Source organism: Xanthomonas sp. 3498 (assembly GCF_014199795.1).
Taxonomy (GTDB): domain Bacteria; phylum Pseudomonadota; class Gammaproteobacteria; order Xanthomonadales; family Xanthomonadaceae; genus Xanthomonas_A; species Xanthomonas_A rydalmerensis.
Genome location: NZ_JACHOH010000002.1, coordinates 941,613 through 966,404, shown reverse-complemented (window position 1 = coordinate 966,404; position 24,792 = coordinate 941,613). Strand labels below are relative to the sequence as shown.

Genomic DNA, 24,792 nt, shown 5'->3' with positions numbered 1-24,792 from the left:
GCAAGGAGCCTGCGATGACCGATGTCGCGCTGATCGATGCCGGCGGCGCCAACCTGGGCTCGGTGCGCTACGCGCTCGAACGCCTCGGTGTGGAAGCACGTCTGGTGCGCGACGCGGCGGACCTGCAGGGTGCGGACCGGGTGATCCTGCCCGGCGTCGGCGCCGCGCCGCATGCGATGGCGCGGCTGCGCGAGCAAGGCCTGATCGAGCCACTCCGTGCGTTGCAAGTGCCACTGATCGGCATCTGCCTGGGCATGCAGTTGCTGTTCGAACGCTCGGAGGAGGGCGATGTCGACTGCCTGGGCCTGCTGACCGGCGTGGTCCGGCGCATGCCGCCGGCGCTGGGCATTCGCGTGCCACACATGGGCTGGAACCGGCTGCTGCCGTTGCAGCCGTCGTCGCTGCTGGCGGGCGTGCCGGACGGCGCCAGCGCCTATTTCGTGCATGGCTATGCCGCGCCGGTCACCGCCGACACCGTTGCCGCCTGCGACCATGGCGGCCTGTTCACCGCGGTGGTGCAGCATGGCCGCCGTTGCGGCGCGCAATTCCATCCCGAGCGCTCGGCCGATACCGGCGCGCGCATCCTGCGCAACTTCCTCGAGACCGATTTCCCATGAGCTTCGTCGTCTATCCCGCGCTGGACATCCGCGACGGCCGCGTGGTGCGGCTGGCGCAGGGCGACTACGCCCGCGAGACCCACTATGGCGACGATCCGCTGCGCCGCGCGCAGGCCTTCGCCGATGCCGGTGCGCAGTGGATGCACCTGGTCGACCTGGATGCGGCCCGCGCCGGCGGCTACACCCTGGCGCCGCTGCTGCAGCGGATCCGCAGCGAGACCGGGCTGCAGGTGCAGACCGGCGGCGGCGTGCGCTCGCGCGCCGATGTGCAACGCCTGCTCGATGCGGGCGCCAGCCGCGTGGTGATCGGTTCGCTGGCGGTGCGCGACCGCGAGTCGGTGCTGGAGTGGCTGGCCGAGTTCGGCCCCGACCGCATCACCGTGGCGCTGGACAGCCGCCAGGACGCGCACGGCGTGTGGCGCTTGCCGGTGCACGGCTGGACCGAGACCTCGTCGCTGAGCCTGGATGCGCTGGCCGGCGAGTACGCCGCGGCCGGCCTGATCCATCTGCTGTGCACCGACATCGCCCGCGACGGCATGCTGTCCGGGCCGAATCTGGCGCTGTACACGCACCTGCGGCAACTCGCGCCGGCGCTGGCCGTGCAGGCCTCCGGCGGCATCCGCGACGCCGCCGACGTGCGCGGCGCACGCGAGGCCGGCTGCGCCGGCGCGGTCCTCGGCAAGGCGCTGCTGGAAGGGCGGTTGCGCCTGGACGAGGCGCTGGCATGCTGAGCCGGCGCATCATTCCGTGCCTGGACGTGCGCGAGGGGCGTGTGGTCAAGGGCGTCAAGTTTCGCGACCACGTGGACATGGGCGACATCGCCGAACTGGCGCTGCGCTACCGCGACCAGGGCGCCGACGAACTGGTGTTCTACGACATCGGCGCCAGCCCGGAAGGGCGCTCGGTGGACTACGCCTGGGTCGAGAAGGTGGCGCGGCTGCTGGACATCCCGTTCTGCGTGGCCGGCGGCATCCGCGACGTCGCCACCGCGCGCGCGGTGCTGCACGCCGGCGCCGACAAGATCTCGATCAATTCGCCGGCGCTGGAGCGGCCGGCGCTGATCGCCGAACTGGCCGAGGCGTTCGGCGTGCAGTGCGTGGTGGTCGGCATCGATTCGATCCGCGAGGACGACGGCCAGTGGCGCGTGCGCCGCTTCACCGGCGACCCCAGCAAGACCCAGGCGCTGCGCATGCGCACCCTGGACTGGGTGGTCGAGGCGCAGCGCCTGGGCGCCGGCGAGATCGTGCTCAACTGCATGGACAGCGACGGCGTGCGCCGCGGCTACGATATCGCCCAGCTGCATGAGGTGCGCGCCCTGTGCAAGGTACCGCTGGTGGCCTCCGGCGGCGCCGGCGAGATGCAGCACTTCGCCGACGTGTTTGAGCGCGCCGACGTCGATGGCGCGCTGGCCGCCAGCGTGTTCCATAGCGGCGCCATCGCCATTCCCGAACTCAAGCGCTTCCTGCGCCAACAACAGATCGAGGTGCGCGATGGCGCATGAACACTCCAACGACACGGACGTCGCGGACGCGGCACTGGACTGGGGCAAGGGCGACGGCCTGCTGCCGGTGGTGGTGCAGGACGCCGCCACTCTGCGCGTGCTGATGCTGGGCTACATGAACCAGGAGGCGCTGGCGCAGACGCGACGCAGCGGCCAGGTCACCTTCTACAGCCGCAGCAAGCAGCGGCTGTGGACCAAGGGCGAAAGCTCCGGGCACGTCCTGGAGGTGGTGGCGATCGACACCGATTGCGATGGCGATACCTTGCTGGTCCTGGCGCATCCGCACGGTCCGACCTGCCACCTGGGCCGCGACAGCTGCTTCCCGCAGGCGCCGGGCCAGTTCCTGGGCGCGCTCGATCGCCTGGTCGCCCAGCGCGAGCGCGAACGGCCGGCGGGCAGCTACACCACGCAGCTGTTCGAGAAAGGCACGCGGCGCATTGCGCAGAAAGTGGGCGAGGAGGGCGTGGAGACCGCGCTGGCCGGCGTCGCCCAGGGCGACGACGAACTGCTCGGCGAATCCGCCGATCTGCTCTACCACCTGACCGTGCTGCTGCGCGCGCGCGGCCTGGGCCTGGCCGACGCGGTGGCGGTGCTGGAAGCGCGGCACCGCTGAGCCTGTCCGGCGCGGTCATCGCCGCGTCGGCATAGCTGGCTACAATCGGGGGCCCTCGGTTTCCCCGGATGTTCCGCATGCTGCGCACCGTCGTCCTTGCCTGCCTGTTGGCTGCCGCCGCTCCTGCCGTGGCGCAGACCGCGACGATCAGCGGCAGCGTCTATCAGGAACGCGACAACGCCCCGGGCCGCGGCCCGAGCGATGTCGGCATCGCCGGCGTGCAGGTGTCCGACGGCGTGCACATCGTCCGCACCGACGCGCAGGGCCGCTACCGACTGCAGGTGGAACCAGGCCGCACGGTGTTCGTGATCAAGCCCGACGGCTACAGCTTCGCCAGCGCCGGCAACGGCCTGCCGGACTACTGGCGGCATTACGCACCGGCTGGCTCGCCCAAGCTCAAGTACCCGGGCATCGCCCCGACCAGCGGCGCCACCGACCACTGGGATTTCGCGTTGCGCGCGCAGCCCAAGGCCGACAGCACCGAGGTGCTGGTGTTCGCCGATACCCAGACCGCGTCGATGACCGACGTCGGCTACTACGCCCGCGACATCGTCGCGCCCCTGCGCGGCAAGACCCATGCGCGCATCGGCACCACGCTGGGCGACGTGGTCAGCGACGACCTGTCGCTGTATCCGGCGCTGAATGCGGAAACCGCCAAGCTCGGCGTGCCTTGGTTCCACGTGCCCGGCAACCACGACCTCAACTTCGACGCGAGCGACGATGTGGATTCGCTGTCGAGCTGGCGTGCGGTCTACGGCCCCGATACCTACGCGGTGGAAGAGGGCGGGGCCAGCTTCGTGTTCCTGGACGACGTGGTCTACCAGCCGACGCAGCAGCCCAAGTATGTCGGCGGCCTGCGCGAAGACCAGTTCGCGTTCCTGCAGGCCTATTTGGCCAGCGTGCCCAAGGACCGACTGCTGGTGCTGGGGATGCATATCCATCTGTTCGATGCGGTCCCGGGCAAGGAGACCTTCCGCCACACCGATCGTGCGCGCCTGTTCGCGCTGCTGAAGGACTTCCCGCACGTGCTGGTGCTCACCGGGCACAGCCATACCCAGCGGCACGTGTACTACACCGCGGCCGACGGCTGGCACGGCGCGCAGCCGCTGCACGAGTACAACGTCGGCGCGGCCTGCGGCGCGTTCTGGTCCGGGGTGAAGGATGCCGATGGCATTCCCGCCGCGACCATGGCCGACGGCACCCCGAACGGCTATGCACTGCTGACCGTGCGCCGCGACGGGGGCTACGCGCTGGCCTACCACGCCGCGCGTGCCGCCGACGACGCGCAGATCGGCCTGCATGCGCCGAAGGTGTTGCGCCGCGGCGCCTATCCGGCCTGGGGTGTGTACGCGAACGTGTACATGGGGGAGGACGACACGCGCGTCGAGTACCGCGTGGACGACGGCGCCTGGAAGCCGATGCAGCGCGTCGAACAGCCCGACCCGACACTGCTCGCCGAGAACGCGCGCGACGATGCCGCCGACGCGCTGCGCGGCTACGATCGTTCGCCGGAAGCGACTCCCTCGCAGCATCTGTGGCGCGGCGCCTTGCCGACCGACCTGAAAGTGGGTGCGCACCGCATCGAGGTCCGCGCATTCGACCGCTGGCGCGGCGAGCAGCGAGCCGGCGGTAGCTACCGCTTGCAGGATGCGAGCCCTTGATGAAGTGGCGGCGGTGCGCGGTGGTCGGCAGATAAGGGCGCGGTGATGCTGCATGCTGGATCACCGTCACTGCCGCGACAGGGTTTTAGGCGGCCATGGATTCCAGGCGTCGGGACTGAAGTCCCTCCCACAGTGCGTCCATCAACACCTCGCAGCGTCGGACCCATATAGGAGCGGCTTTGCCGCGACAGGCGCGGTGAGACGGTCGCGCCATCCACCGTCAACGCCAAGAGACGCGTGCTCGCGTTCCGCACGCGCCACGCCGACCGCAGAAACAAAAAAACCTCCACGAAGGAGGCCGACGAACCGAAGGATCCTGGCTGGCGAGCGAAGGCTGGCGGGCGGTTGGATCGGGGCGCAGCTGGCTGGCGAAACGCGGGCGGGCTTGCTGCGGGAGTGATTCTAGCGAGCGCGCGCGCGCCGCGATCGAACGCGAATCACTCTCATCTTTCGGCCTGCTGCACGGGTTTGGGCGTGCAGGGTCGAGAGCAGGATCGTCCGGCAAGCACGAGGGTGCGCGCACGCCCCTCGCATGCAGTCGACCTCACGCCCTGCGCGGCATCACCGCGCGGACGTGCGCTTCGTCGGCGATGCCGGGTCCTGCACGCGCATCGGCACGGCGGGCGCTGCGCCATGCGCGTGGGTCTGCTCGCCATCGGCCGCATCCGCCGCGTCGGCCGCATCGGGTTCCGGATACGGATAGGGCGGTGCCGCCGCGTTCGGCAACTGCGCGCGCCAGTGCTGCAGCCAGGGGCCGATGCGCGCGCCTACGTACAGTTGCGGATACGACGGCGCCTCGCCTTCGGCCTGTTCGCGTGCGCTGATCTCGGCACTGGCCAGGCGATAGCTTTCGACGACATCGGTGGTGCGCGCCAGCGCGTCGATCAACCAGGCGCGGCCGAAATAGGTGGCGCTGGCGGTGTTGCCGCAGCCGAACGAGGGCCGGTCGCGGCGTGCGGCGGTGATCACCAGGGTGTCGGCGGTCTTCAGCGCCGGCACGAAGCCGCCGGAGTAGCAGGCCGAGATCACGATGATGCGGTTGCGGATGCCGGCGTCGTCGAGCAGGCGGCGCAGGTCCTGCGGGGTGATGGTGTCGTACTCGGCATCCTCGCCGGGGCCGAACTGCAGATACAGCTCGTGCTGGTCGGTGCCGTGGCTGGTCAGGAACAGCAGCAATGCGTCCTCGCGCGGGTCCATCAGCTTGCCGACGCGGTCCAGGGTATCGGCCAGGTTGTCGTACGAGGCCTGCGGCGCGTAGGCGTGCGCGCCGAGATTGTCGCCGTGGTTGATCAGGGTGGCGATGCGGCCGGCAGCGCCGAAGCGCTGCGCGAACAGCTGACGCAGGTACAGCACTTCGTTGCGGAACACGTCCTCGCTGGCGTCGCCGGCGAAGCCGACCACGTACAGGTCGGGGATGCCCGGTCGCTGCGCCTGCAGCGATCCCAGCGCCTGGCGCAGCTGCGCCTGGTCGAACGGGTCCTGCGCCGCGTCGTCCTGCGCGGTGTCGGCCGCGCCGCCCGGCATGGCACCGGCATCGGAATGGCAGGCGGGCAGCGCCAGCGCCAGCAGCGCGGCCGGCAGCAGCCGGCCGCGCAGCACGGCGAGCGGGCGCCGCAACGCCGCCAGGGCGGCCATCAAGGCAGCGACGGGCCTGCGCATTGCGGGCTCAGAAGCCCAGGTCGGCGAAGCTCTCCGCACGGCGGTGGCCGTTGCAGGCCGCGCCCTGGCGCGGTTGCGGGTAATCGTCGCGGCGGTCGATCAGCACCGTGTCCAGGCCGGCGGCGCGCGCCGCATCCAGTTCGGCGACCACGTCGGACAGGAACACGATCTGCGCCGGCGCCACGCCGATCGCTTCGGCGATGCGCGCATAGCTGGGCTGCTCGCGCTTGCCGCCGATCTCGGTGTCGAACCAGCCGGAGAACAGCCCGCGCAGGTCGCCGGCGTCGCTGTGGCCGAAGAACAGCTTCTGCGCCGGCACCGAGCCGGACGAGTACACGTACAGCGTCCGGCCCTGCTCATGCCAGCGGCGCAGCGCCGGCGCGGCGTCGGGATAGATGTGCGCGGTGAAGTCGGCATCGCGGTAGCCGGCCTCCCAGATCATGCCCTGCAGCGCCTTCAGCGCGGTGTGCTTGCGGTCCTCGTCGATCCAGCCCTGCAGGGTCTCCACGATCACCGCATCGGTGCAGATGCCGCCGCATTCGGTGGCGACCGCGTCCAGCCATTGCCGCACCTGCGGCTGCTGGCCGTGTTCGCGCACGAAGCCGGGCAGGGCACGGCGCGCGTAGGGGAACAGCACGTCCTTGACGAAGGAGATGCTGCTGGTGGTGCCTTCGATGTCGGTGAGAACGACGCGCGGATCGGTCATCGCTCAGTGCGCCTCGCCGCGCAGCTTCGCCTCGTAGCGCGGGAAGCGCTGGGCGATATCGGTGCCGGTGAAGTGGCCGACCCAGCCATCCGGCTCGGTGAAGAAGCGGATCGCGACGAAGCGCGGCTCCGGCCCCATGTCGAACCAGTGGTGGGTGCCGTCCGGCACGGCGATCAGGTCGTTCTGCACGCACTCGATCTCGTAGACCTTGCCATCCACGTGCAGGGTGAACAGGCCGGAGCCGGCGACGAAGAAGCGCACCTCGTCTTCCTTGTGGAAGTGCTCCTCGAGGAACTTCTTGCGCATCTCCTCGCGCTGCGGGTTGTCGGGGGCGATGCTGACCACGTCCACGGTCTTGAAGCCGTTGGCGGCGACCAGGCGGTCGATGTCGGCTTTGTAGGCGGCCATCACCGCTTCCGGCGAGGCGCCGGGCTCGATCGGCTGGTTGGCCTGCCAGCGCTCGAAGGTGACGCCGATCTTGCGCAGTTCGGCGGCGATCGCGTCGCCCTCGCGGCTGTCGAACAGCGGCGCGTCGGGAGTGGTGTCGGCGAAGATACGGAGTCGGCTCATGGCGGCGGGCGAAAGCGGCAGGGGGGGACGAAAAGGGTAGCAGGTGCGCGGCCGGCGGCCGTTGCGGCGCTGGAACGCTGTCGCGCCGCGGCGGATCAGCCGGCGGCGCGCAGCTTGCGCAGCTCCAGCTCGCAGTGCAGCAGGAATTCGAAGGCTTCCAGGTGGCGGCGCGCTTCGGCCATGTCGCGGCCCCAGGCGTACAGGCCGTGGCCGTCGATCAGGTAGCCCCACAATGGCGTGCGGTCGAGCAGGGCGTCGACCTGGGCCGCCAGCACGGTCATGTCCTGGGTGTTGGCGAACACCGGCATGTCCACCGCGGTCTCGTGGGTCTGGTTGCCGTGCAGCGCTTTCAGCAACTCATAGCCTTCCAGACGGATGTGACCCTGCGGGGCATACAGGCGGGAGGCGATGGTTTGCACCGGCGAATGCGTGTGCAGGATGCAGCCGATCTCCGGGAAGCGCCGGTACAGCTGGGTGTGCAGCAGGGTCTCGGCGGACGGGCGCAGCGGCCGGCCGACGGCCTGGCCGTCGAAATCCACCACCATGATGTCGTCCTCCACCAGCCGGCCCTTGTCGCGGCCGGAGACGGTGATCGCGGCATGGCGATCGTCCAGGCGGTGCGAGAAGTTGCTGCTGGTGGCGGGGGTCCAGCCGGCCTGCGAGAGCTCGCGGATGTTGTCGATCAGCAGGTGCGCCAGCGTGCGCAGGCGCTCGGAATCGTAGGGCAGTGCGTTCATGCGGGTAGTTTAGGGCTTGATGGCTGGATTGGGATGACAGGCGGCCGCACCCTCACCCCAACCCCTCTCCCGGTGGGAGAGGGGCTAAGCCATCCAACCGAAGCCGGCGCTTCCTTCTCCCCTCGGGAGAAGGTGCCCCGCAGGGGCGGATGAGGGTACGGGCGAAGCCTCGTGCAGCCGAACACCGCGCGCGCTTCGCGCCCGTACCCTCACCCCAACCCCTCTCCCGGTGGGAGAGGGGCTCGTGCTTCTCCCTTCTCCCCTCGGGAGAAGGTGCCCCGAAGGGGCGGATGAGGGTACGAGCGAAGCCTAGTGCAGCCCAAACACCGCATGTGCTTCGCGCCGGACCCTCACCCCAACCCCTCTCCCGACGGGAGAGGGGCTCTTGCGGCTCAGCCTTGGTCGGTGCGGCGCAGCCGGCTGTGGCGGTAGCCGTAGCCGAAGTAGATCGCCAGGCCGATCACCGTCCAGCCGGCCATCAGCATCCAGTTGTGTGCGGTCATCGCCGACAGCAGCGCCAGGCAGCTGAGCACGCCGGCGATGCAGATCGGCCAGGCGAACGGGATGCGGAACGGGCGCGGCAGGTCCGGCTGGGTGCGGCGCAGGATCAGCACCCCGGCGCAGACCGCGGCGAAGGCGATCAGGGTGCCCATCGAGGTCAGTTCGCCCAGCACGTCCAACGGGAACAGCGCCGCCAGCAGGGCGATGCCGATGCCGGTGATCACCGTGTTGACGTGCGGGGTGCGGTAGGTCGGGTGGATCTTGGTGAACACCGGCGGCAGCAGCCCGTCGCGGGCGATGATCATGAAGATGCGCGGCTGGCCGATGATCATCACCAGCACCACCGAGGACAGGCCGATCAACGCGCCGATCTCGACCACCACGCGCAGCCAGGCCAGCTGCGGATGCGCCGCCACCGCGGTCACCACCGGCTCGTCGGTGCCCAATTGGGTGTAAGGCAGCAGCCCGGTCATCACCGCGGCCATGGCGATGTACAGCACGGTGCAGATCACCAGCGACAGGATCATGCCGATCGGCAGGTCGCGCTGCGGCCGGTGCGATTCCTGCGCCGCCACCGAGACTGCCTCGAAGCCGATGTAGGCGAAGAACACCATCGCCGCGCCACGCAGCACGCCGTCCATGCCGTACTTGCCCGGGCCTTCGTTGGCGGGGATGAACGGATGCCAGTTGGCCGGGTCCACGTACTTCCAGCCGGCGGCGATGACGAGCACGATCAGGCCGCTCTTCAGCACCACCATCGCCATGTTCATCGCCGAGGACTTGCGGATGCCGACGTAGCACAGCCAGGTCAGCAGCAGCACGATGCCGGCGGCGGGCAGGTTGGCGATCGCCCCGGTGGGCTGCAGCTTGCCGTCCAGCGGCGCGTTGACCAGGGCCGCGGGCAGGTGGATGTTGAAGTGGTCGAGCAGGCTGAGGAAATAGCCGGTCCAGCTGACTGCCACCGCCGAGGCCGACACGCCGTACTCGAGCACCAGCATCCAGCCGATGAACCAGGCCGCCAGTTCGCCGAAGGTGGCGTAGGTGTAGGTGTAGGCGCTGCCGGAGACCGGCACCATCGCCGCGAACTCGGCATAGGCCAGCGCGCAGAACGCGCAGCACACCGCGGCCAGCACGAACGAGAGCATGATCGCCGGCCCGGCGTGGTTGGCCGCGGCCTGCCCGGTGATGACGAAGATGCCGCCGCCGATCACTGCGCCGATGCCCAGCGCGGTCAGGCCCCAGGGGCCGAGCGCACGTTGCAGGCCCAGCCCGCCGGCGTCCTCGTGGCTGGCATGGGGGTGTTTGGTGGCCAAGAGTTGTTTGAGCATGGAGCGGTTCCAGCCGAACACGGCGTGCGAGGAGAGGGGTGAACGCGAAGACCGGCGCGGACGCCGGTCTTCGGGGGAGCGGATCAGGCCTTGGTGGCCAGGCGGCTGTTGCGGATGCCGTAGAAGAAGTAGATGCACAGGCCGACCAGGGTCCAGCCGACGAACACCTTCCAGTGTTCCTGGAACGCCTGGAAGAACAGGCCGACGCAGAACAGCGCGCCCAGCGGGCACACCGCCCAGAACAGCGGCACCCGGAACGGACGCGGCAGATCGGGACGGGTGAAGCGCAACACCATCACGCCGACGCAGACCGTGGCGAAGGCCAGCAGGGTGCCCATCGACACCAGCTCACCGAGCACGTCCAGCGGGATCAAGCCGGCCAGCAGCGCGGCCAGCACGCCCACCACCACGGTGCCGACATACGGAGTGTGGAAGCGGCGATGGACCTTGCCGAACAGCTTCGGCAGCAGGCCATCGCGCGCCATGGTGTAGAAGATGCGCGGCTGCGCCATCAGCATCACCAGCACCACCGAGGACAGGCCGGCGATGGCGCCGATCTCGACGAAGGTCTTCAGCCAGGCCAGGTGCGGGTAGTGCTCCAGCGCGGTGGCCACCGGCTTGGCGGTGCCCAGTTGGGTGTAGGGCAGCAGGCCGGTCAGCACCGCGCAGACGATGATGTAGATGATGGTGCAGATGGCCAGCGACACCAGGATGCCGATCGGCATATTCTTCTGCGGGTCCTTGGTCTCGCCGGCCGAGGTAGAGACCGCATCGAAGCCGATGTAGGAGAAGAACACGATCGATGCCGCGCGGAAGATGCCGCTCCAGCCGAACTCGCCGGGGCCGGTGTTTTCCGGGATGAACGGATGCCAGTTGTCCGGGTTGATGTAGAAGACGCCGACGCCGACGAACAGGCAGATCACCAGCACCTTGATCGCCACCACGATGGCGTTGACGAAGGCCGACTGGGTGACGCCGACGTAGCACAGCGCGCTGACCGCGGCCACGATCAGCACCGCCGGCAGGTTGACGATGTTGCCGGAGGCGACGAAGGCGTGGCCGGTCCAGGTCAGCGGCGCGCTGGCCAGTTCCGTGGGGAAGGGCAGGCCGAGGGTGCCGGTGACGAAGCTGATCAGGTAGGCCGACCAGCCGACCGCGACGCTGGAGCCGGCGAACAGATATTCCAGCACCAGGCACCAGCCGATGAACCAGGCCACGCCTTCGCCGAGCGTGGCGTAGGAATACGAATAGGCGCTGCCGGAGACCGGCAGCATCGCCGCGAACTCGGCGTAGCAGAGGCCGGCGAAGGCGCAGGCCAGGCCAGCGAACACGAACGACAGCATCACTGCCGGGCCGGCATGATTGGCCGCGGCCTGGCCGGTGAGCACGAAGATGCCGGCGCCGATCACCGCGCCGATGCCGAGCAGGATCAGGTGTCTGGCGGTGAGGGTGCGTTTGAGGGTGCCTTCGCCCTCCAGACTGCCTTCGAACGGTTCGCCGGCATCGACGTGACCGGCAGGTTCGATCGGCTTGACCCTCAGCAGAGACTTGAGCATTCGGTGCATCCCCAGGTGGCGGTACGGGGCAAGCGGCCCCGGCAATGGTGAAGCGCCGGGCCCTTGGTGGGCGACGCAAGCGTCGTACCATGCCAAAGCCGGCCGGCCGCCACAAGCCGCGCTGCACCGTGGACGGCGATAATGACGGCCCCCGAACGCGAGAACGCCGATGCCGGAGTCGTCCCTACGCCAGCAGTTGCAGGCCCATGCCCGGCAGTGCCCGGACCAGGCCGAGGTCGCCGCGCAGTTCCTGGCCTTGCTGGACGATGCCGCTGATCCGTTCGTGCGCGCACGCCTGGACGGCCATTTCACCGGCTCGGCCTGGCTGGTCAGCGCCGATGGCACGCGCACCCTGCTGACCCATCACCGCAAGCTGCAGCGCTGGCTGCAACTGGGCGGGCACGCCGACGGCGACCGCGATCTGGCGCGGGTGGCGTTGAAGGAGGCCGAGGAAGAATCCGGGCTGCCTGGCTTGGCACTGGAGGATGGCGCGATCTTCGACCTGGACCGGCACTGGATTCCCGCCCGCGGCGAGGTGCCGGGGCACTGGCATTACGACGCCCGCTACGTGGTCCGCGCCGGCGTCGAAGAAGCCTTTGCGGTCAGCGCCGAGTCGCTGGCCCTGGCCTGGCGCCCGATCGCCGAATTGCGGGACGACGCGGACCTGGATCCGTCGCTGCGGCGCATGGCGTACAAATGGCTGCAGCGGCAAGCCCCTCTCCCCCCAGGAGAGGGGTTGGGGTGAGGGTAGGGTTGCGCAGCGCACGCGGTGTTTCAGCTGCACGAGGCTGCGCCCGGACCCTCATCCGCCCCTTCGGGGCACCTTCTCCCGGCGGGAGAAGGAAGAGCCGGCTCCGATCGGATGGCTAAGCCCCTCTCCCCTCGGGAGAGGGGTTGGGGTGAGGGTCGGGGCGCGCAGCGCACCCACGAATCCCCAATCCCCAATCCCCGCTAGTAAAGAATCCGCGTCCGCAACGTCCCCGCCACCTGCGCCAGTTCGTCCTTCAGCACCGCGGCCAGTTCCTCGCTGGCGGCGACGTCGATCACCACGTAGCCGACCTTGGGGTCGGTGCGCAGGAACTGGCCGTCGATGTTGACGTTGTGGCGCGAGAACAGTTCGTTGATCTGCGATAGCACGCCCGGCACGTTGCGATGGATGTGCAGCAGGCGCAGGCTCTCGGCGTGCTCGGGCAGGGTCACCTCGGGGAAGTTCACCGCCGACAGGGTGCTGCCGTTGTCGCTGTAGCGCACCAGCTTGGCCGCCACTTCCACGCCGATGTTGTCCTGCGCCTCCAGCGTGCTGCCGCCGACGTGCGGGGTCAGGATCACGTTGTCGTGCGCGGCCAGCGGCGATTCGAACGCATCGCCATTGCCCTTGGGTTCGATCGGGAACACGTCCACCGCGGCGCCGCCGATGTGGCCGCTGCGCAGCGCCGCGTCCAGCGCGTCGATGTCGATGACCGTGCCGCGCGAGGCGTTGATCAGGTGTGCGCCCGGTTTCATCTGCGCCAGTTGCGTGGCGCCGATCATGTTGCGGGTCGCCGCGGTTTCCGGCACGTGCAGGGTGACCACGTCGGCGCGCGCCAGCAGGTCGTCCAGATCGGTGGCGGTGCGCGCGTTGCCCAGCGACAGCTTGGTCTCGATGTCGTGGAAGATCACCTGCATGCCCAGCGACTCGGCCAGCACGCCGACCTGGGTGCCGATGTGACCGTAGCCGACGATGCCCAGCACCTTGCCGCGGGTCTCGTGGCTGCCGGTGGCGGACTTCGACCAGCCGCCGCGGTGGCATTCGGCATTCTTCTGCGGAATGCCGCGCAACAGCAGGATGGCCTCGGCGATCACCAGTTCGGCGACGCTGCGGGTGTTGGAGTAGGGCGCATTGAACACCGGGATGCCAGCCAGTTCGGCGGCGTCCAGGTCGACCTGGTTGGTGCCGATGCAGAAGCAGCCGACCGCGATCAGGCGCTTGGCATGGGCCAGCACCTCGGCGCTGAGTTGGGTGCGCGAGCGGATGCCGACGATGTGCGCTTCGGCGATGCGCTGCTTGAGCTCGTCTTCCGGCAGCGACTTGGCATGCAGCTCGATCTGCGAGTAACCGGCCGCGCGGAACACGTCGACGGCGGTCTGGCTGACGCCTTCGAGCAGCAGCACGCGGATATCCTGCTTCGGAAACGAGGTCTTCTTGGGCGACATTGCAGTGAGGGAGCGATGGCCAACGGGCCGGTCACTATGCCAGATGGCTCCGTGCTTTGGTGCGCCGCAATAGGATGGCGGGGGACCGTGGATGCAACGCCGGTGGAAGGTTTCAGGTGTATCGATCGCCGCAGCCGCGGCGCGGGATTCGAGAGTCGGGACTGGGGATTCGCAAGAGCAGCAGTGTCCTCGTCCAACTGGACGACATCGCACAACGCTGGCACGCTTGAACGCTTATCTACGCTTCGACCTCTCCGCCCATGACCGACCCGCGCCTGGATGCCCTGGCCCTTGCCGTTCCCGGCCTGCGCCTGAAGACCGATCCCGCCGACCTGGAGCACTACGGTCGCGACTGGACCCGGCGCTGGGCCCCGGCGCCGCTGGCGATCGCGTTGCCGGCGACGGTGGAAGAGGTGCAGGCGGTGCTGCGCTGGGCCAACGACCATGCGGTGGCGGTGGTGCCGTCCGGCGGCCGCACCGGCCTGTCCGGCGGCGCGGTGGCCGCGCACGGCGAACTGGTGCTGAGCCTGGAGCGGATGAACAAGGCGCTGGCGTTCGATCCGGTCGACCGCAGCCTCACCGTGCAGGCCGGCATGCCGCTGGAGGCGGTGCACAACGCCGCGCGCGAGCATGGCCTGCTGTACCCGGTGGACTTCGCCGCGCGCGGGTCGTGCTCGATCGGCGGCAACATCGCCACCAACGCCGGCGGCATCCGCGTGATTCGCTACGGCAACACCCGCGAGTGGATCGCCGGGCTGAAGGTGGTCACCGGCAGCGGCGAGCTGCTCGAGCTCAACCGCGGGCTGATCAAGAACTCCAGCGGCTACGATTTCCGCCAGTTGCTGATCGGCTCCGAGGGCACGCTGGGCATCGTGGTCGAGGCCACCCTGCGGCTCACCGACCCGCCGCCGCCGAGCAACGTGATGCTGCTGGCGCTGCCCTCGTTCGAGGTGCTGATGCAGGTGTTCGCCGCGTTCCGCAGCCGGCTGCAGCTGGAAGCCTTCGAGTTCTTCACCGACCGCGCGCTGCAGCACGTGCTGGCGCATGGCGCGCAGGCGCCGTTCGACACGGTGTATCCGTACTACGTGGTCACCGAGTACGCCAGCGGCAACGAGGCGCAGGAGGCCGCGGCGCTGGCCGCGTTCGAGGCCTGCATGGAGCAGGGCTGGGTGCTGGACGGGGTGATCAGCCAGAGCGAGGCGCAGGCCGCGCAGCTGTGGCGCCTGCGCGAGGGCATCACCGAGGCGGTGGCGCGCTACACCCCGTACAAGAACGACGTGTCGGTGCGGATCTCGGCGATGCCGGCGTTCCTGGCGCGGACCCAGGCGCTGCTCGGCGAGGCCTACCCGCAGTTCGAGGTGGTGTGGTTCGGCCATATCGGCGACGGCAACCTGCATATCAACGTGCTCAAGCCCGATGCCACCGCGCCGGCAGACTTCATTGCCGCCTGCGAGCAGGTCACCAAGCTGCTGGCGCAGGTGCTGGCCGAGCACGGCGGCAGCATCTCCGCCGAGCACGGCATCGGCCTGGTCAAGAAGCCGTACCTGGACAGCACCCGCAGCGCCGAAGAGATCGCGCTGATGCGCGCGGTCAAGCGCGTGTTCGATCCGTCCGGGCTGCTCAATCCCGGGAAGCTGTTCGATCCTTGAGACCGGCCGCTCCACTGCCGCGCGACCCGTTCAGGCGCTGCGCGCGACGGACCGCTAGGCTATGCGGCGCGGCGCTGGCCGTCCCCCCTTTCATGATCCTGTTTGGAACGATTGCGATGACCCGAGTGACCGCGCGCTGCGCCCTGCTGTTCGCCCTGATCCTGCCCGCGTTCGCGCAGGCGTCCAGCTTTGCCGGCAGCTCCGCCGGTTCGGCCTCGGCCGGCTCGGCCGGCAGCTCGGCGTCCTCCGACAGCAGTTCCAACAACGACAAGGTGGTGCTGCAGGCGCGCGACGACGCGGCCGGCTTCGTCGCCAGCGCCGGGCGCATCCGCGGCGTGCAACTGGAAGCGGCGCTGCGCGTGCTGCGCGAGGCCAACCCGCAGGCGCAGCAGGCCAGCGACCTGGAACTGGCGCAGGCGATCCTGGCACTGTGATCCCGCGCCGGCCACGGCGCCCAGGCGCGCGGTGGCTGGCGTTGCTGGCCCTGTCCGGTGCGGTGCACGCAGCGGCCGCGCCACTGTCTGTCGACGAGACCGGGCTGAATCCCGCCGAACGTATGGCCAGCGAGGCCGTGCTGGCGGCCGCGCAAGCGCGGTTGCCCGCAGCCTGGGCCCCGGCGCTGCCCGCAGGGCTGCCGCTGCAGTGGCGCGACGATCTTCCCGCGCAGGTGCACGGCCGCGCGCAGGCCAAGCGCCTGCTGTTGAACAAGCGCCTGCTGCGCGACTGGATGGCGGCGACGGGGGGCGACACCGATCCGGCCGCCGACCCGGCGCGGCGGCCGGCACTGGCTGCCTTGCTGCACGAACTGGCGCATTTCTACGATCGTTCCGCGGCAGGAAGGTTGTCGTCCGATCCGCGGCTGCTGGATCTGGCTGGCTGGCAGGTCAGCCCGATGCGCCTGGGCCTGCGCCGCGGCCAGAACCGGTTCACCGAGCGCAGTCCGGACCGCTACGAATTGCAATCGCCGGCCGAGTTCGTGGCGGTGAATCTCGAGCATTTCCTGCTCGATCCGGACTACGCCTGCCGGCGGCCGGCGCTGGCCCGCTACTTCGCCGCGCGCCTGGCATGGACGCCGCCGTCGGCCGCGTGCGCGCCCGGCCAGGTCTTTGTGCAGGACCCGCTGGCCGACGCGGCCGCCTTGCTGCAGGTGGACCCGGCACGGGTCTACGCGGTGGACTATCTGCTGGCCGAGGGCAATGCGCAGCCGATGAGCCACTGGGGCCACAGCATGCTGCGCCTGGTGATCTGTGCACCCGGGCGGCCGCTGGGCCCGGCATGCCGGCTGGATCTGGCCGAGCACCGGGTGCTGTCGTTCCGCGCCTTCGTCGACGACGTGCAGATCTCCAACCTGCGCGGGCTGACCGGCTCGTACCCGTCGCGGCTGTTCGTGCTGCCGCTGCGGCAGGTGGTGGACGACTACACCCAGGTGCAGCTGCGCGGCCTGCAGTCGCTGCCGCTGCGGCTGTCGCGCGAGGAGATCGCGGCGCTGCTGGAGCGCGCCGCGCAACTGCACTGGAGCTACGACGGCCGCTACTACTTTCTCAGCAACAACTGCGCGGTGGAGACCTACGCCTTGCTGCACGACGGCGTGCCGCGGCTGGCAGCCGCGCATCTGTCCGGGATCAGCCCGACCGGATTGCGCCGGCGCCTGGTGCGTGCCGGCATCGCCGATGCGTCGGTGTTCGACGACGCCGACGCGGCGGTGCGCAATGGCTACTCCTTCCCGGCGGCGAGCGCGCATTTTGCGCAGATGTTCGCGGTGGCGCGCGGTTCCTTGGCGCTGCCGGCGCGCAATGCCGAGGCGTGGCTGGACCTGCCGGCCGCGCAGCGCGCGCCCTGGCTGCAGCGCGGCGACCTGCGCGCCAGCGCTGCCTTGCTGCTGCTGGAGAATGCCGCCCGTCGTCGCGCCGAACAGCGCGGTCGCGATGCGCTCAAGCGCCGCTATCTGGGCAAGCCGTTGACGTCCGCGGTTGACGGGGCGGGCGAGGGCAATGCGAGTGCCGACACCCGCGATGCCGCCAGTGCGGTACGTGCGGTGCTGGCCGAGCAAGGCGTGCTGAGCCAACCGGCGAGCCTGCTGCAGGGGCAGCCGGGCTATGGCCTGCCGCAGGCGCAGGAGCGCGCCTGGCTGCAAGTCCAGGGACAGGCACGGATCGCGGCGCTGCATGACGACGGCGCCGCGCTGCAGACGCGCCTGCGCCGGTTGCTGCCGGCGCCGCTGCAGGCGGACCTGGCGCAGATCGATGCCAACCTGGCGACGCTGGGCGAACGCCTGCGCACGCTCAATCGCGAGGGTGGTGGGCTGCAGTTGCGGTCGCCTTCGGTGTTGCAGGAGGGCGGTGCGACGCCGTAGTGCGGCGTGCGAGGTTGGTCAGGGAGGCCGAAGGGGCATCTCGCGTTTGGTTGAGGATGTCGTGGTCGCGGCTGAAGCCGCTCCTACGATGTGGCTGACGGTGCGTCCGCTTGCAGGCGCAGCCTTTCTTCATGAAAGGAGGCCGATAGGTCCAGTCGTCGGGACTGAAGTCCCTCCCACAGAAGCGTCGCACCTTCCGCCCATTTTTGTATGAGCGGCTTCAGCCGCGACGAGCGAAGCGGTGAGGCGATTCGTCCAGGATAGCTACCGGGACCGAAGGTATTCCCACAGGTGCCGCACAGCGTGGCCAACACCTGTAGGAGCGGCTTCAGCCGCGACGAGCGAAGGCGGGAACTGGCCGATATCGACTGCTCTCAGGGCTGAGGTCCGTTCCCGCAAGGACACGGCCTCGCCGCCCCGTAAGCCGCCATCAGGGCTGTTCGAGATCGGCATCCTCGCCGTAGCGGCGCAGCCAGGCGTCGCGCGGCGGATCCTGGCGGTACTGCGCGCGCAGTTTCGCCCAGGTCTGTGCATTGCCGTCGCAGTACCTGTCCATCGCCTTTTCCAGTTCGCGACGCCGCGCCGCATCGTAGGGCTCCTCGCCCGCGAAGTGGTTGCAGGTGTCCTGGCGCACGACGAAGGCGCGGATCGGCTCGGGCAGCGCGCAGAAACCGGCGTAGTGCTCGGGGTCGACCGCGTCCGGAATCGTGCACGCGGGCTTGGCAGCAGCTGTGGCGGCCGGCGTCACCGGCGCGGCGAGCGCCAGCGCCGGCAGCGCCAGCAGCAGGCCGAGGCAGGCGCGCCGTGACGCGCGCTCGGCGCTGCCTGCGCGGGAGGCGTGATTGGCACGGCGCCCGCGCATCGGGTCAGTCGGCGCGGCCGGCGAATTCGCCGGTGGTGGTGTTGACCAGCACGCGCTCGCCATTGCCGATGTACTCAGGCACCATGATCTCGATCCCGGTGTTGAGCTTGGCCGGCTTGGGCCGCTTGGTGGCGGTGCCGCCCTTGAGTTCCGGCGGGGTCTCGATCACTTCCAGGGTCACGCTCTGCGGCAGCTGGATCGCCACCGGCTGGTCGTCGATGACCTGCACGTAGATGCCGCTGAGGCCCTCGGTGATGTAGCCGGCATCGGTGCCGATCACATCGGCGTCCAGGGTGTACGGCGTGTAGTCCTCGTCGTCGAGGAATACGAAGGCCTCGCCATCCTTGTAGGAGAAGGTGGCCTGGCGACGCATCAGCTCGACCTCGCGCAGGTCGTCGTCGCCGTCGAAGCTGGCATCGAGCTTGTTGCCGCCCGGCACGCTATACATCACGAAGCGGAAGCGCAGGTTGCCGCCGCGGCCCTGCGGCGAGCTGCGCTCGATGTCGCGGATCTGGTACACGCCGTTGTTGTATTCGACGACGTTGCCTTTCTTGATTTCGTTGGCTTTCATGGGTTTGGAGCCGGGATTGGGGATTGGGGAGTCGGGATTGGAAAGCGCCGGGCAGGGACGAGGGACGGGGAGCGTTTACGAATCCCCAATGCCGAATCCCCAATCCCGGCTACTTCGGCGCCAACCGCACCGCGCCGTCCAGGCGGATGGTTTCGCCGTTGAGGTAGCGGTTGCGCAGCAGGAACATCACCGTGTCGGCGAATTCGTCCGGGCGGCCGAGACGCGAAGGATACGGGATCGACGCGGCCAGCGACTGCTGCACGGCCTCGGGCATGCCGTCGACCATCGGGGTCCAGAAGATGCCCGGGGCGATGGTGTTGACGCGGATGCCGAAGCGCGCCAGTTCGCGTGCCATCGGCAGGGTCATCGCCACCACGCCGCCCTTGGACGCGGCGTAGGCGGCCTGGCCGATCTGGCCTTCGTAGGCGGCGACGCTGGCGGTGTTGACGATGGCGCCGCGCTCGCCGTCCTCGCCCGGGGCGTTGTGCTGCATCAGGTCGGCGGCGGCCTTGGCGACGTTGAAGCTGCCGACCAGGTTGACCATCACCGTGCCCTGGAACGTGGCCAGCGGCATCGGCGCCTCCTTGCCGAGTACGCGGCCGGCGCCGAGGATGCCGGCGCAGTTGATCGCGGCATTGAGTCCGCCGAGGAAGTCGCGCGCCGCGCCGAGCTGCGCGGCCACCTGGGCCTCGTCGCTGACGTCGGTGCGCAAGTAGCAGGCCCGGTCCGCGCCCAGGGCGGCGACCGCGGCCGCGCCTTTGTCGTCGTTCAGATCGAACAGCGCCACCTTGCCGCCTTCGGCGACGATGCGTTGCGCCACCGCCAGGCCGAGGCCGGACACGCCGCCGGTGACCACCGCTTTGAGATCGGCAAGCTGCATGGATGTTCCCTCCCAGGAAAACGCCCAGTTTAGAGGGTGCTGCCCCATCGCGGCGAGATCGGCGACGGGCCGCGGCATGCAGGCCCGTCACAGGGCACGGACCTGCAGTGGCTCAGGCCTCGGCGGCCAGCGCCTGGCCGACCTTGCTGCCGGTGGGCCGGCCGAGTTTCTGCGCCAGCCAGCGTCCGGTCGCGGCCAGCGCCGGCAGGTCGATGCCGGTCTCTACGCCGTTGCCGTGCAGCAGGTAGACAACATCCTCGCTGGCCACATTGCCGCTGGCGCCCTTGGCGTACGGGCAGCCGCCGGCACCGGAGACGGCGGCATCGACCACGCGCACGCCTTCTTCCAGGCAAGCGGCGATGTTGGCCAGGGCCTGGCCGTAGGTGTCGTGGAAATGCACCGCCAGCGCCGCCATCGGTACCGCCGCGGCGACCGCACGCAGCATCGCCCGCGCCTTGCCCGGCGTGCCCACGCCGATGGTGTCGCCCAGCGAGATCTCGTAGCAGCCCATCGCATGCAGCCGCTGCGCCACGCGCACCACGTCTGTCAGCGGGACCTCGCCCTGGTAGGGGCAGCCGAGCACGGTGGAGACGTAGCCGCGCACCTTGACCCCGTCCGCGGCCGCGCGCTCCAGCACCGGAGCGAAACGCGCCAGCGATTCGTCGATGCCGGCATTGGTATTGGTGCGGTTGAAGGCCTCCGAGGCGGCGGTGAACACCGCCACCTCGCGTACGCCGACCGCGGCGGCGCGCTCGTAGCCCTGCAGGTTCGGCACCAGCACCGGATAGTCCACGCCCGGCACCTGCGCGATGCCGGCGTAGACCTCGGTCGCATCGGCCAGTTGCGGGACCCATTTGGGGCTGACGAAGCTGGTCGCCTCGATGCTGCGCAGGCCGGTACGCCCCAGCCGTGCGATCAGCTCGATCTTGTCTTCTGTTGCGACCCAGGCCTTCTCGTTCTGCAGGCCGTCGCGCGGGCCGACTTCGACGATGCGCACGCGGTCGCTCATCCGCGAAGTTCCTGTGCGGTTGTCCGCGCACTGCGCACGTGACGAGAAGCGATGATGGTCATGGGGATTCCTGATAGGGCAGATGGGGAAACGGCAGCAGGCACGGCCAGCGCCGTAGGCGCCAGCGTGACACCGTAGTGCGGATCAGGCCGACGCCGGGCGGTGGCAGACCGCTTCGATGTTGTGGCCGTCCGGATCCAGCAGGAACGCACCGTAGTAGTCGGGGTGATAGTGCGGTCGCAGGCCCGGTGCGCCGTGGTCGCGGCCGCCGGCGGTCAGGCCGGCGCGGTGGAACGCGTCCACCTGTGCGCGGCTGGCGGCGACGAAGGCCACGTGCACACCGTTGTCCCGGCGTCGCGGCCGCCGTCGGCGATCCAGAAGCTGGGCTTGCCGTCGCGGCCGAAACCGACGTGGCGCTGGCCGCCGCTTTCCTCGGCGCTCACCTGCATCACCACGTCCATGCCCAGCGCAGCCAGGGCGGCGCGGTAGAAAGCCAGGCTGCGGTCGAGGTCGCTGCAGCGCAGGCCGAGATGGTCGATCGGATTCATGGGCTGGCCCTCCAGGCCGGTTCGCGCTTCTCCAGGAACGCATTCAGCCCTTCCTGGCCCTCGGCCGAGACCCGCAATTGCGCGATCAGGGCCGCGTTGGCCTGGTCCAGCGCATCGCGCTCGCCGCCGGCGGCGACCCGCCGCACCAGGGCCTTGGCGCCGGCGGCGGCCAGCGGACCGGCCTGGCCGAGCAGGGCGACCTGGCGCTGCACCGCCGCGTCCAGCGCGTCCGGCGCCACCGCCTGGTGGACCAGGCCGATCTGCGCCGCGGTGGCGGCGTCGAAGGTCTCGGCGCTGGCGAACCAGCGCCGCGCCTGGCGCGCGCCGATCGCCGCGATCACGTACGGCGAGATCACCGCCGGCAGCAGGCCCAGCCTGCTTTCGCTGAGCGCGAAACGCGCATCGGTGGCGGCCACGGCGATGTCGCAGCAGGCGACCAGGCCCACCGCGCCGCCGAACGCGGCGCCCTGCACCCGCACCACGGTGGGCTTGGGCAGTTCGTCGAGCAGGCGCATCAGTCGCGCCAGGGCCAGCGCGTCGTCCAGGTTTTCCTGTTCGCCGGCGCCGGCCATCGAGCGCATCCACTGCAGGTCGGCGCCGGCCGAGAACGCCGCGCCGGCGCCGGCCAGGACCAGCACCTGCACCTGCGGGTCGGCGCCGATCTGCAGCAGCGCGTCGCTGAGCTGGGCGATCAGCGCGGCGTCGAAGGCGTTGCGGACCTCGGGTCGGTTCAACTGCAGGGTCAGGACCTTGCCGGATCGTTGCAACAACAGGGCATCGCTCATCGAACACTCTCGTACGCAGGGAAAACGGCAGCCATACGGCGATCATAGCCGGCCGTGCCGGCGCCGCCATGACGCGCCGCGGCGATGCTACAATTGATAACCATTCTTATCGACGGAACGTGCTGTGACGTTGTCCGACATGCCGTTGCGCAGCAGCGCCCTCGTTGAATCCGTGCACGACCGCCAGCCCAACGACGCCATCGCCCGGCGTCTGCGCGAGCTGGGTTTCGTCGCCGGCGAGCAGGTGCAGATGCTGGCCAGCGGGCCGATCGGCGGCGAGCCGTTGCTTGTGCAGGTGGGCTATACGCGCTTCGCGCTGCGCCGTAGCGAGGCGGCGCGGGTGCAGGTCAGCGCGCTGGACGAGGTGCGCCCGTGAGCGCGGTGGCCGCGCCGCTGCGCCTGGCCCTGGTCGGCAATCCGAACTGCGGCAAGACCGCGCTGTTCAACCAGTTGACCGGCAGCAAGCAGAAGGTCGCCAACTACGCCGGCGTTACCGTCGAGCGCAAGGAAGGCCGCTTCCGCGCGCCGTCCGGCCGCGAGTTCGCAGTGCTGGACCTGCCCGGGGCCTACAGCCTGCAGCCGGCCAGCCTGGACGAGGCGATCACCCGCGACCTGTGCCGCGGCTTCTACCCGGGCGAGCCGGCGCCGGACGTGCTGGTCTGCGTGGTCGACGCCACCAACCTGCGCCTGCACCTGCGCTTCGCGCTGGAACTGCGCGAGCTGGGCAAGCCGATGGTGGTGGCCTTGAACATGGTCGACGCGGCGCAGCGCCGCGGCATCCAGATCGACCGCCAGGCGCTGGAGCAGGCGCTGGGCGTGCCGGTGATCGAGACCGTGGCGGTGCGCCGCAACGGCGCGCGCGCCCTGGTCGAGCGGCTGGACACGCTGGCGCCGGCACTGCCGCCGGCGGTGGCGCCGAGCGAGGGGCAGGGCGACTACCACCAGCAGGTGCGCGCGATCCTGGCCTCGGCGGTGTCGATGCCGACCCGCACCTCGCGCATCGACGACGCGCTGGACCGCTGGCTGCTGCACCCGGTGGCCGGGCTGCTGACCCTTGCAGTGGTGATGTTCCTGATCTTCCAGGCGGTCTACGCCTGGGCCGCGCCGTTGATGGACCTGATCGAAGGCGGCACCAAGGGGCTGGGTGCCTGGGTCGGCGCGACGCTGCCGGAGGGTCCGCTCAACAGCCTGCTGGTGGACGGCATCATCGCCGGCCTCGGCGGCGTGGTGATCTTCCTGCCGCAGATCCTGATCCTGTTCGCCTTCATCCTGGCGCTGGAGGAATCGGGCTACCTGCCGCGCGCGGCGTTCCTGCTCGACCGCATGATGGCCGCGGCCGGCCTGTCCGGGCGCTCGTTCATCCCGCTGCTGTCCAGCTTCGCCTGCGCCGTGCCCGGGATCATGTCCACCCGCAGCATCCAGGACCCGCGCGACCGCCTGGCCACCATCCTGGTGGCGCCGCTGATGACCTGTTCGGCGCGCCTGCCGGTGTATGCCTTGTTGATCGGTGCGTTCATCCCGCAGAAGCAGGTGTGGGGCGTGTTCAACCAGCAGGGGTTGGTGCTGTTCGGCCTGTACTTCGCCGCCATCGCCAGCGCGCTGGCGGTGTCGTGGACGATGAAGAAGTGGCGCCGCGACAAGGGCGAGCACCCGCTGCTGCTGGAGCTGCCGTCCTACCGCGTGCCGCACCTGCGCGACCTGGCGCTGGGCCTGTGGGAGCGCGCGGCGATCTTCCTCAAGCGCGTCGGCGGCATCATCCTGGCGCTGACCATCCTGCTGTGGTTCCTGCTGTCGTTCCCGGCGCCGCCGGCCGACGCCACCCTGCCGGCCATCGACTATAGCTTCGCCGGTCGCATCGGCCACGCCATGACCACGGTGTTTTCGCCGCTGGGCTTCAACTGGCAGATCTGCATCGCGCTGATTCCCGGCCTGGCCGCGCGCGAGGTGGCGGTGTCGTCGCTGGCGACGGTGTACGCGCTGTCGGCGGCCGACGACGATGCCGCCGCGCAGGCGCTGTCGCCGCTGATTCATGACGGCTGGTCGCTGGCCACCGCGCTGTCGCTGCTGGTCTGGTACATCTACGCGCCGATGTGCATTTCCACCCTGGCCACGATCAAGCGCGAGACCAATTCCTGGAAGCAGATGAGCTTCGCCGCGTTCTACCTGTTCGCGCTGGCGTATCTGGCTTCGCTGGTCACCTACCAGGTCGCGGTGGCGCTGGGAGCCGGCTGAGATGAGTGCCTCGCTGCTGCTGCAGTACCTGGTGATCGCGCTGGCGGTGCTGGTCAGCGCCTGGGTGGTGCTGAAGAAGCAGTTCCCCGGCACCGCGCGCAAGCTGCGCGGCGCCATCGCCGTGCGCCTGCTCAAACCGAACCGTGCGGCGTGGCTGCAGGCCCTCGGTCGCAGCATCGCACCGGCGCCCACCGCGGGCGCAGGCGCTTGCGGCGGTTGCGACAGTTGCGGGCCGACGCCGCCGCGGCGGCACTGAGCCGC

At 69.8% G+C, this 24,792-nt stretch carries 24 protein-coding genes and 1 pseudogene; 12 read left to right on the top strand and 13 right to left on the bottom strand.

Annotated elements, in window-relative coordinates:
* Positions 1–14: 14 nt before the first annotated feature.
* The 5 genes from hisH (at position 15) to GGR66_RS09230 (ending at position 4,392) form a co-directional block, all read left to right on the top strand.
* Entirely contained in the window at positions 15–617 is a 603-nt protein-coding gene (hisH, locus tag GGR66_RS09250) for an imidazole glycerol phosphate synthase subunit HisH (protein WP_184448031.1), read from the top strand.
* Complete coding sequence (hisA, locus tag GGR66_RS09245; protein ID WP_184448030.1) at positions 614–1,348, top strand: 1-(5-phosphoribosyl)-5-[(5-phosphoribosylamino)methylideneamino]imidazole-4-carboxamide isomerase; 735 nt, start codon at positions 614–616, stop codon at positions 1,346–1,348. Before hisH ends, hisA begins: the two co-directional genes overlap by 4 nt.
* Complete coding sequence (gene hisF, locus GGR66_RS09240) at positions 1,342–2,118, top strand: imidazole glycerol phosphate synthase subunit HisF (RefSeq protein WP_184448029.1); 777 nt, start codon at positions 1,342–1,344, stop codon at positions 2,116–2,118. Before hisA ends, hisF begins: the two co-directional genes overlap by 7 nt.
* The gene (gene hisIE, locus GGR66_RS09235; protein ID WP_184448028.1) at positions 2,108–2,731 is read left to right on the top strand and encodes a bifunctional phosphoribosyl-AMP cyclohydrolase/phosphoribosyl-ATP diphosphatase HisIE; all 624 of its coding nucleotides are present in this window, start codon (positions 2,108–2,110) and stop codon (positions 2,729–2,731) included. Before hisF ends, hisIE begins: the two co-directional genes overlap by 11 nt.
* A gap of 68 nt (positions 2,732–2,799) precedes the next feature.
* Entirely contained in the window at positions 2,800–4,392 is a 1,593-nt protein-coding gene (locus GGR66_RS09230; protein WP_184448027.1) for a calcineurin-like phosphoesterase family protein, read from the top strand.
* Positions 4,393–4,953: 561 nt separating this feature from the next.
* Here GGR66_RS09230 and GGR66_RS09225 read toward each other — a convergent pair.
* The 6 genes from GGR66_RS09225 to GGR66_RS09200 all read right to left on the bottom strand — a co-directional run bounded on the left by GGR66_RS09225 (position 4,954) and on the right by GGR66_RS09200 (position 11,449).
* On the bottom strand, positions 4,954–6,027 hold the full coding sequence (locus GGR66_RS09225) for a C13 family peptidase (RefSeq protein WP_184448127.1): 1,074 nt from the start codon (positions 6,025–6,027) through the stop codon (positions 4,954–4,956).
* A 31-nt stretch (positions 6,028–6,058) separates the two neighbouring features.
* Positions 6,059–6,757, bottom strand: a complete 699-nt coding sequence (gene mtnC / locus GGR66_RS09220) for an acireductone synthase (protein ID WP_184448026.1) — start codon at positions 6,755–6,757, stop codon at positions 6,059–6,061.
* Between the two features lie 3 nt (positions 6,758–6,760).
* Complete coding sequence (locus GGR66_RS09215) at positions 6,761–7,327, bottom strand: acireductone dioxygenase (protein ID WP_160969027.1); 567 nt, start codon at positions 7,325–7,327, stop codon at positions 6,761–6,763.
* Positions 7,328–7,422: 95 nt separating this feature from the next.
* Positions 7,423–8,064 (bottom strand): methylthioribulose 1-phosphate dehydratase, encoded by a 642-nt coding sequence (locus GGR66_RS09210; protein ID WP_184448025.1) that lies wholly within the window; start codon positions 8,062–8,064, stop codon positions 7,423–7,425.
* 392 nt (positions 8,065–8,456) lie between these two features.
* Positions 8,457–9,893: an amino acid permease gene (locus GGR66_RS09205; RefSeq protein ID WP_184448024.1), complete on the bottom strand. Its 1,437-nt coding sequence runs from the start codon at positions 9,891–9,893 to the stop codon at positions 8,457–8,459.
* An 83-nt stretch (positions 9,894–9,976) separates the two neighbouring features.
* Positions 9,977–11,449, bottom strand: a complete 1,473-nt coding sequence (locus GGR66_RS09200) for an amino acid permease (RefSeq protein WP_160969033.1) — start codon at positions 11,447–11,449, stop codon at positions 9,977–9,979.
* Between the two features lie 169 nt (positions 11,450–11,618).
* Here GGR66_RS09200 and GGR66_RS09195 point away from each other — a divergent pair, with 169 nt between their 5' ends.
* Positions 11,619–12,194: an NUDIX hydrolase gene (locus GGR66_RS09195; RefSeq protein ID WP_184448023.1), complete on the top strand. Its 576-nt coding sequence runs from the start codon at positions 11,619–11,621 to the stop codon at positions 12,192–12,194.
* Positions 12,195–12,400: 206 nt separating this feature from the next.
* Here the strand turns inward: GGR66_RS09195 and serA are convergent, their stop codons facing one another.
* Positions 12,401–13,642 (bottom strand): phosphoglycerate dehydrogenase, encoded by a 1,242-nt coding sequence (gene serA / locus GGR66_RS09190; protein WP_167087637.1) that lies wholly within the window; start codon positions 13,640–13,642, stop codon positions 12,401–12,403.
* Between the two features lie 260 nt (positions 13,643–13,902).
* Here serA and GGR66_RS09185 point away from each other — a divergent pair, with 260 nt between their 5' ends.
* From GGR66_RS09185 to GGR66_RS09175, 3 genes are all read left to right on the top strand, one after another.
* The gene (locus tag GGR66_RS09185) at positions 13,903–15,291 is read left to right on the top strand and encodes an FAD-binding oxidoreductase (RefSeq protein ID WP_184448022.1); all 1,389 of its coding nucleotides are present in this window, start codon (positions 13,903–13,905) and stop codon (positions 15,289–15,291) included.
* A 116-nt stretch (positions 15,292–15,407) separates the two neighbouring features.
* Positions 15,408–15,725, top strand: coding sequence for a DUF2388 domain-containing protein (locus GGR66_RS09180; protein WP_160971071.1), 318 nt, complete (start codon positions 15,408–15,410; stop codon positions 15,723–15,725).
* A 122-nt stretch (positions 15,726–15,847) separates the two neighbouring features.
* Entirely contained in the window at positions 15,848–17,644 is a 1,797-nt protein-coding gene (locus GGR66_RS09175; RefSeq protein ID WP_255421650.1) for a DUF4105 domain-containing protein, read from the top strand.
* Positions 17,645–18,074: 430 nt separating this feature from the next.
* Here GGR66_RS09175 and GGR66_RS09170 read toward each other — a convergent pair whose 3' ends face one another.
* From GGR66_RS09170 to GGR66_RS09145, 6 genes and pseudogenes are all read right to left on the bottom strand, one after another.
* Positions 18,075–18,506: a hypothetical protein gene (locus GGR66_RS09170; RefSeq protein ID WP_184448020.1), complete on the bottom strand. Its 432-nt coding sequence runs from the start codon at positions 18,504–18,506 to the stop codon at positions 18,075–18,077.
* A gap of 4 nt (positions 18,507–18,510) precedes the next feature.
* Positions 18,511–19,077, bottom strand: a complete 567-nt coding sequence (gene yeiP, locus GGR66_RS09165) for an elongation factor P-like protein YeiP (RefSeq protein WP_184448019.1) — start codon at positions 19,075–19,077, stop codon at positions 18,511–18,513.
* A gap of 109 nt (positions 19,078–19,186) precedes the next feature.
* The gene (locus GGR66_RS09160; RefSeq protein WP_184448018.1) at positions 19,187–19,957 is read right to left on the bottom strand and encodes an SDR family oxidoreductase; all 771 of its coding nucleotides are present in this window, start codon (positions 19,955–19,957) and stop codon (positions 19,187–19,189) included.
* 112 nt (positions 19,958–20,069) lie between these two features.
* Positions 20,070–20,966, bottom strand: a complete 897-nt coding sequence (locus GGR66_RS09155) for a hydroxymethylglutaryl-CoA lyase (RefSeq protein WP_184448017.1) — start codon at positions 20,964–20,966, stop codon at positions 20,070–20,072.
* Between the two features lie 144 nt (positions 20,967–21,110).
* Positions 21,111–21,514: pseudogene (locus tag GGR66_RS09150) on the bottom strand (VOC family protein).
* Positions 21,511–22,299, bottom strand: a complete 789-nt coding sequence (locus GGR66_RS09145; RefSeq protein WP_160967734.1) for an enoyl-CoA hydratase-related protein — start codon at positions 22,297–22,299, stop codon at positions 21,511–21,513. Before GGR66_RS09145 ends, GGR66_RS09150 begins: the two are co-directional and overlap by 4 nt.
* A 124-nt stretch (positions 22,300–22,423) precedes the next feature.
* Between GGR66_RS09145 and GGR66_RS09140 the strand changes: the two genes are divergently transcribed.
* Genes GGR66_RS09140 through GGR66_RS09130 form a run of 3 tightly spaced genes read left to right on the top strand, consistent with a single transcriptional unit; the run spans position 22,424 to position 24,787 of the window.
* Complete coding sequence (locus GGR66_RS09140) at positions 22,424–22,675, top strand: FeoA family protein (RefSeq protein ID WP_184448016.1); 252 nt, start codon at positions 22,424–22,426, stop codon at positions 22,673–22,675.
* On the top strand, positions 22,672–24,531 hold the full coding sequence (locus GGR66_RS09135; RefSeq protein ID WP_184448015.1) for a ferrous iron transporter B: 1,860 nt from the start codon (positions 22,672–22,674) through the stop codon (positions 24,529–24,531). The genes GGR66_RS09140 and GGR66_RS09135 overlap by 4 nt, the downstream gene beginning before the upstream one ends.
* 1 nt (position 24,532) lies before the next feature.
* Positions 24,533–24,787 carry a DUF6587 family protein gene (locus tag GGR66_RS09130; protein ID WP_184448014.1) on the top strand — a complete coding sequence of 85 codons (255 nt, stop codon included), beginning with the start codon at positions 24,533–24,535 and terminating at the stop codon, positions 24,785–24,787.
* Positions 24,788–24,792: the final 5 nt, after the last annotated feature.

What these genes read in the sequence shown, in the direction of transcription:
- hisH (WP_184448031.1), top strand. Translation starts at nt 15, where the DNA reads ATGACCGATGTCGCGCTGATCGATGCCGGCGGCGCCAACCTGGGCTCG.
- hisA (WP_184448030.1), top strand. Translation starts at nt 614, where the DNA reads ATGAGCTTCGTCGTCTATCCCGCGCTGGACATCCGCGACGGCCGCGTG.
- hisF (WP_184448029.1), top strand. Translation starts at nt 1,342, where the DNA reads ATGCTGAGCCGGCGCATCATTCCGTGCCTGGACGTGCGCGAGGGGCGT.
- hisIE (WP_184448028.1), top strand. Translation starts at nt 2,108, where the DNA reads ATGGCGCATGAACACTCCAACGACACGGACGTCGCGGACGCGGCACTG.
- GGR66_RS09230 (WP_184448027.1), top strand. Translation starts at nt 2,800, where the DNA reads ATGTTCCGCATGCTGCGCACCGTCGTCCTTGCCTGCCTGTTGGCTGCC.
- GGR66_RS09225 (WP_184448127.1), bottom strand. Translation starts at nt 6,027, where the DNA reads ATGGCCGCCCTGGCGGCGTTGCGGCGCCCGCTCGCCGTGCTGCGCGGC.
- mtnC (WP_184448026.1), bottom strand. Translation starts at nt 6,757, where the DNA reads ATGACCGATCCGCGCGTCGTTCTCACCGACATCGAAGGCACCACCAGC.
- GGR66_RS09215 (WP_160969027.1), bottom strand. Translation starts at nt 7,327, where the DNA reads ATGAGCCGACTCCGTATCTTCGCCGACACCACTCCCGACGCGCCGCTG.
- GGR66_RS09210 (WP_184448025.1), bottom strand. Translation starts at nt 8,064, where the DNA reads ATGAACGCACTGCCCTACGATTCCGAGCGCCTGCGCACGCTGGCGCAC.
- GGR66_RS09205 (WP_184448024.1), bottom strand. Translation starts at nt 9,893, where the DNA reads ATGCTCAAACAACTCTTGGCCACCAAACACCCCCATGCCAGCCACGAG.
- GGR66_RS09200 (WP_160969033.1), bottom strand. Translation starts at nt 11,449, where the DNA reads ATGCTCAAGTCTCTGCTGAGGGTCAAGCCGATCGAACCTGCCGGTCAC.
- GGR66_RS09195 (WP_184448023.1), top strand. Translation starts at nt 11,619, where the DNA reads ATGCCGGAGTCGTCCCTACGCCAGCAGTTGCAGGCCCATGCCCGGCAG.
- serA (WP_167087637.1), bottom strand. Translation starts at nt 13,642, where the DNA reads ATGTCGCCCAAGAAGACCTCGTTTCCGAAGCAGGATATCCGCGTGCTG.
- GGR66_RS09185 (WP_184448022.1), top strand. Translation starts at nt 13,903, where the DNA reads ATGACCGACCCGCGCCTGGATGCCCTGGCCCTTGCCGTTCCCGGCCTG.
- GGR66_RS09180 (WP_160971071.1), top strand. Translation starts at nt 15,408, where the DNA reads ATGACCCGAGTGACCGCGCGCTGCGCCCTGCTGTTCGCCCTGATCCTG.
- GGR66_RS09175 (WP_255421650.1), top strand. Translation starts at nt 15,848, where the DNA reads ATGGCCAGCGAGGCCGTGCTGGCGGCCGCGCAAGCGCGGTTGCCCGCA.
- GGR66_RS09170 (WP_184448020.1), bottom strand. Translation starts at nt 18,506, where the DNA reads ATGCGCGGGCGCCGTGCCAATCACGCCTCCCGCGCAGGCAGCGCCGAG.
- yeiP (WP_184448019.1), bottom strand. Translation starts at nt 19,077, where the DNA reads ATGAAAGCCAACGAAATCAAGAAAGGCAACGTCGTCGAATACAACAAC.
- GGR66_RS09160 (WP_184448018.1), bottom strand. Translation starts at nt 19,957, where the DNA reads ATGCAGCTTGCCGATCTCAAAGCGGTGGTCACCGGCGGCGTGTCCGGC.
- GGR66_RS09155 (WP_184448017.1), bottom strand. Translation starts at nt 20,966, where the DNA reads ATGAGCGACCGCGTGCGCATCGTCGAAGTCGGCCCGCGCGACGGCCTG.
- GGR66_RS09145 (WP_160967734.1), bottom strand. Translation starts at nt 22,299, where the DNA reads ATGAGCGATGCCCTGTTGTTGCAACGATCCGGCAAGGTCCTGACCCTG.
- GGR66_RS09130 (WP_184448014.1), top strand. Translation starts at nt 24,533, where the DNA reads ATGAGTGCCTCGCTGCTGCTGCAGTACCTGGTGATCGCGCTGGCGGTG.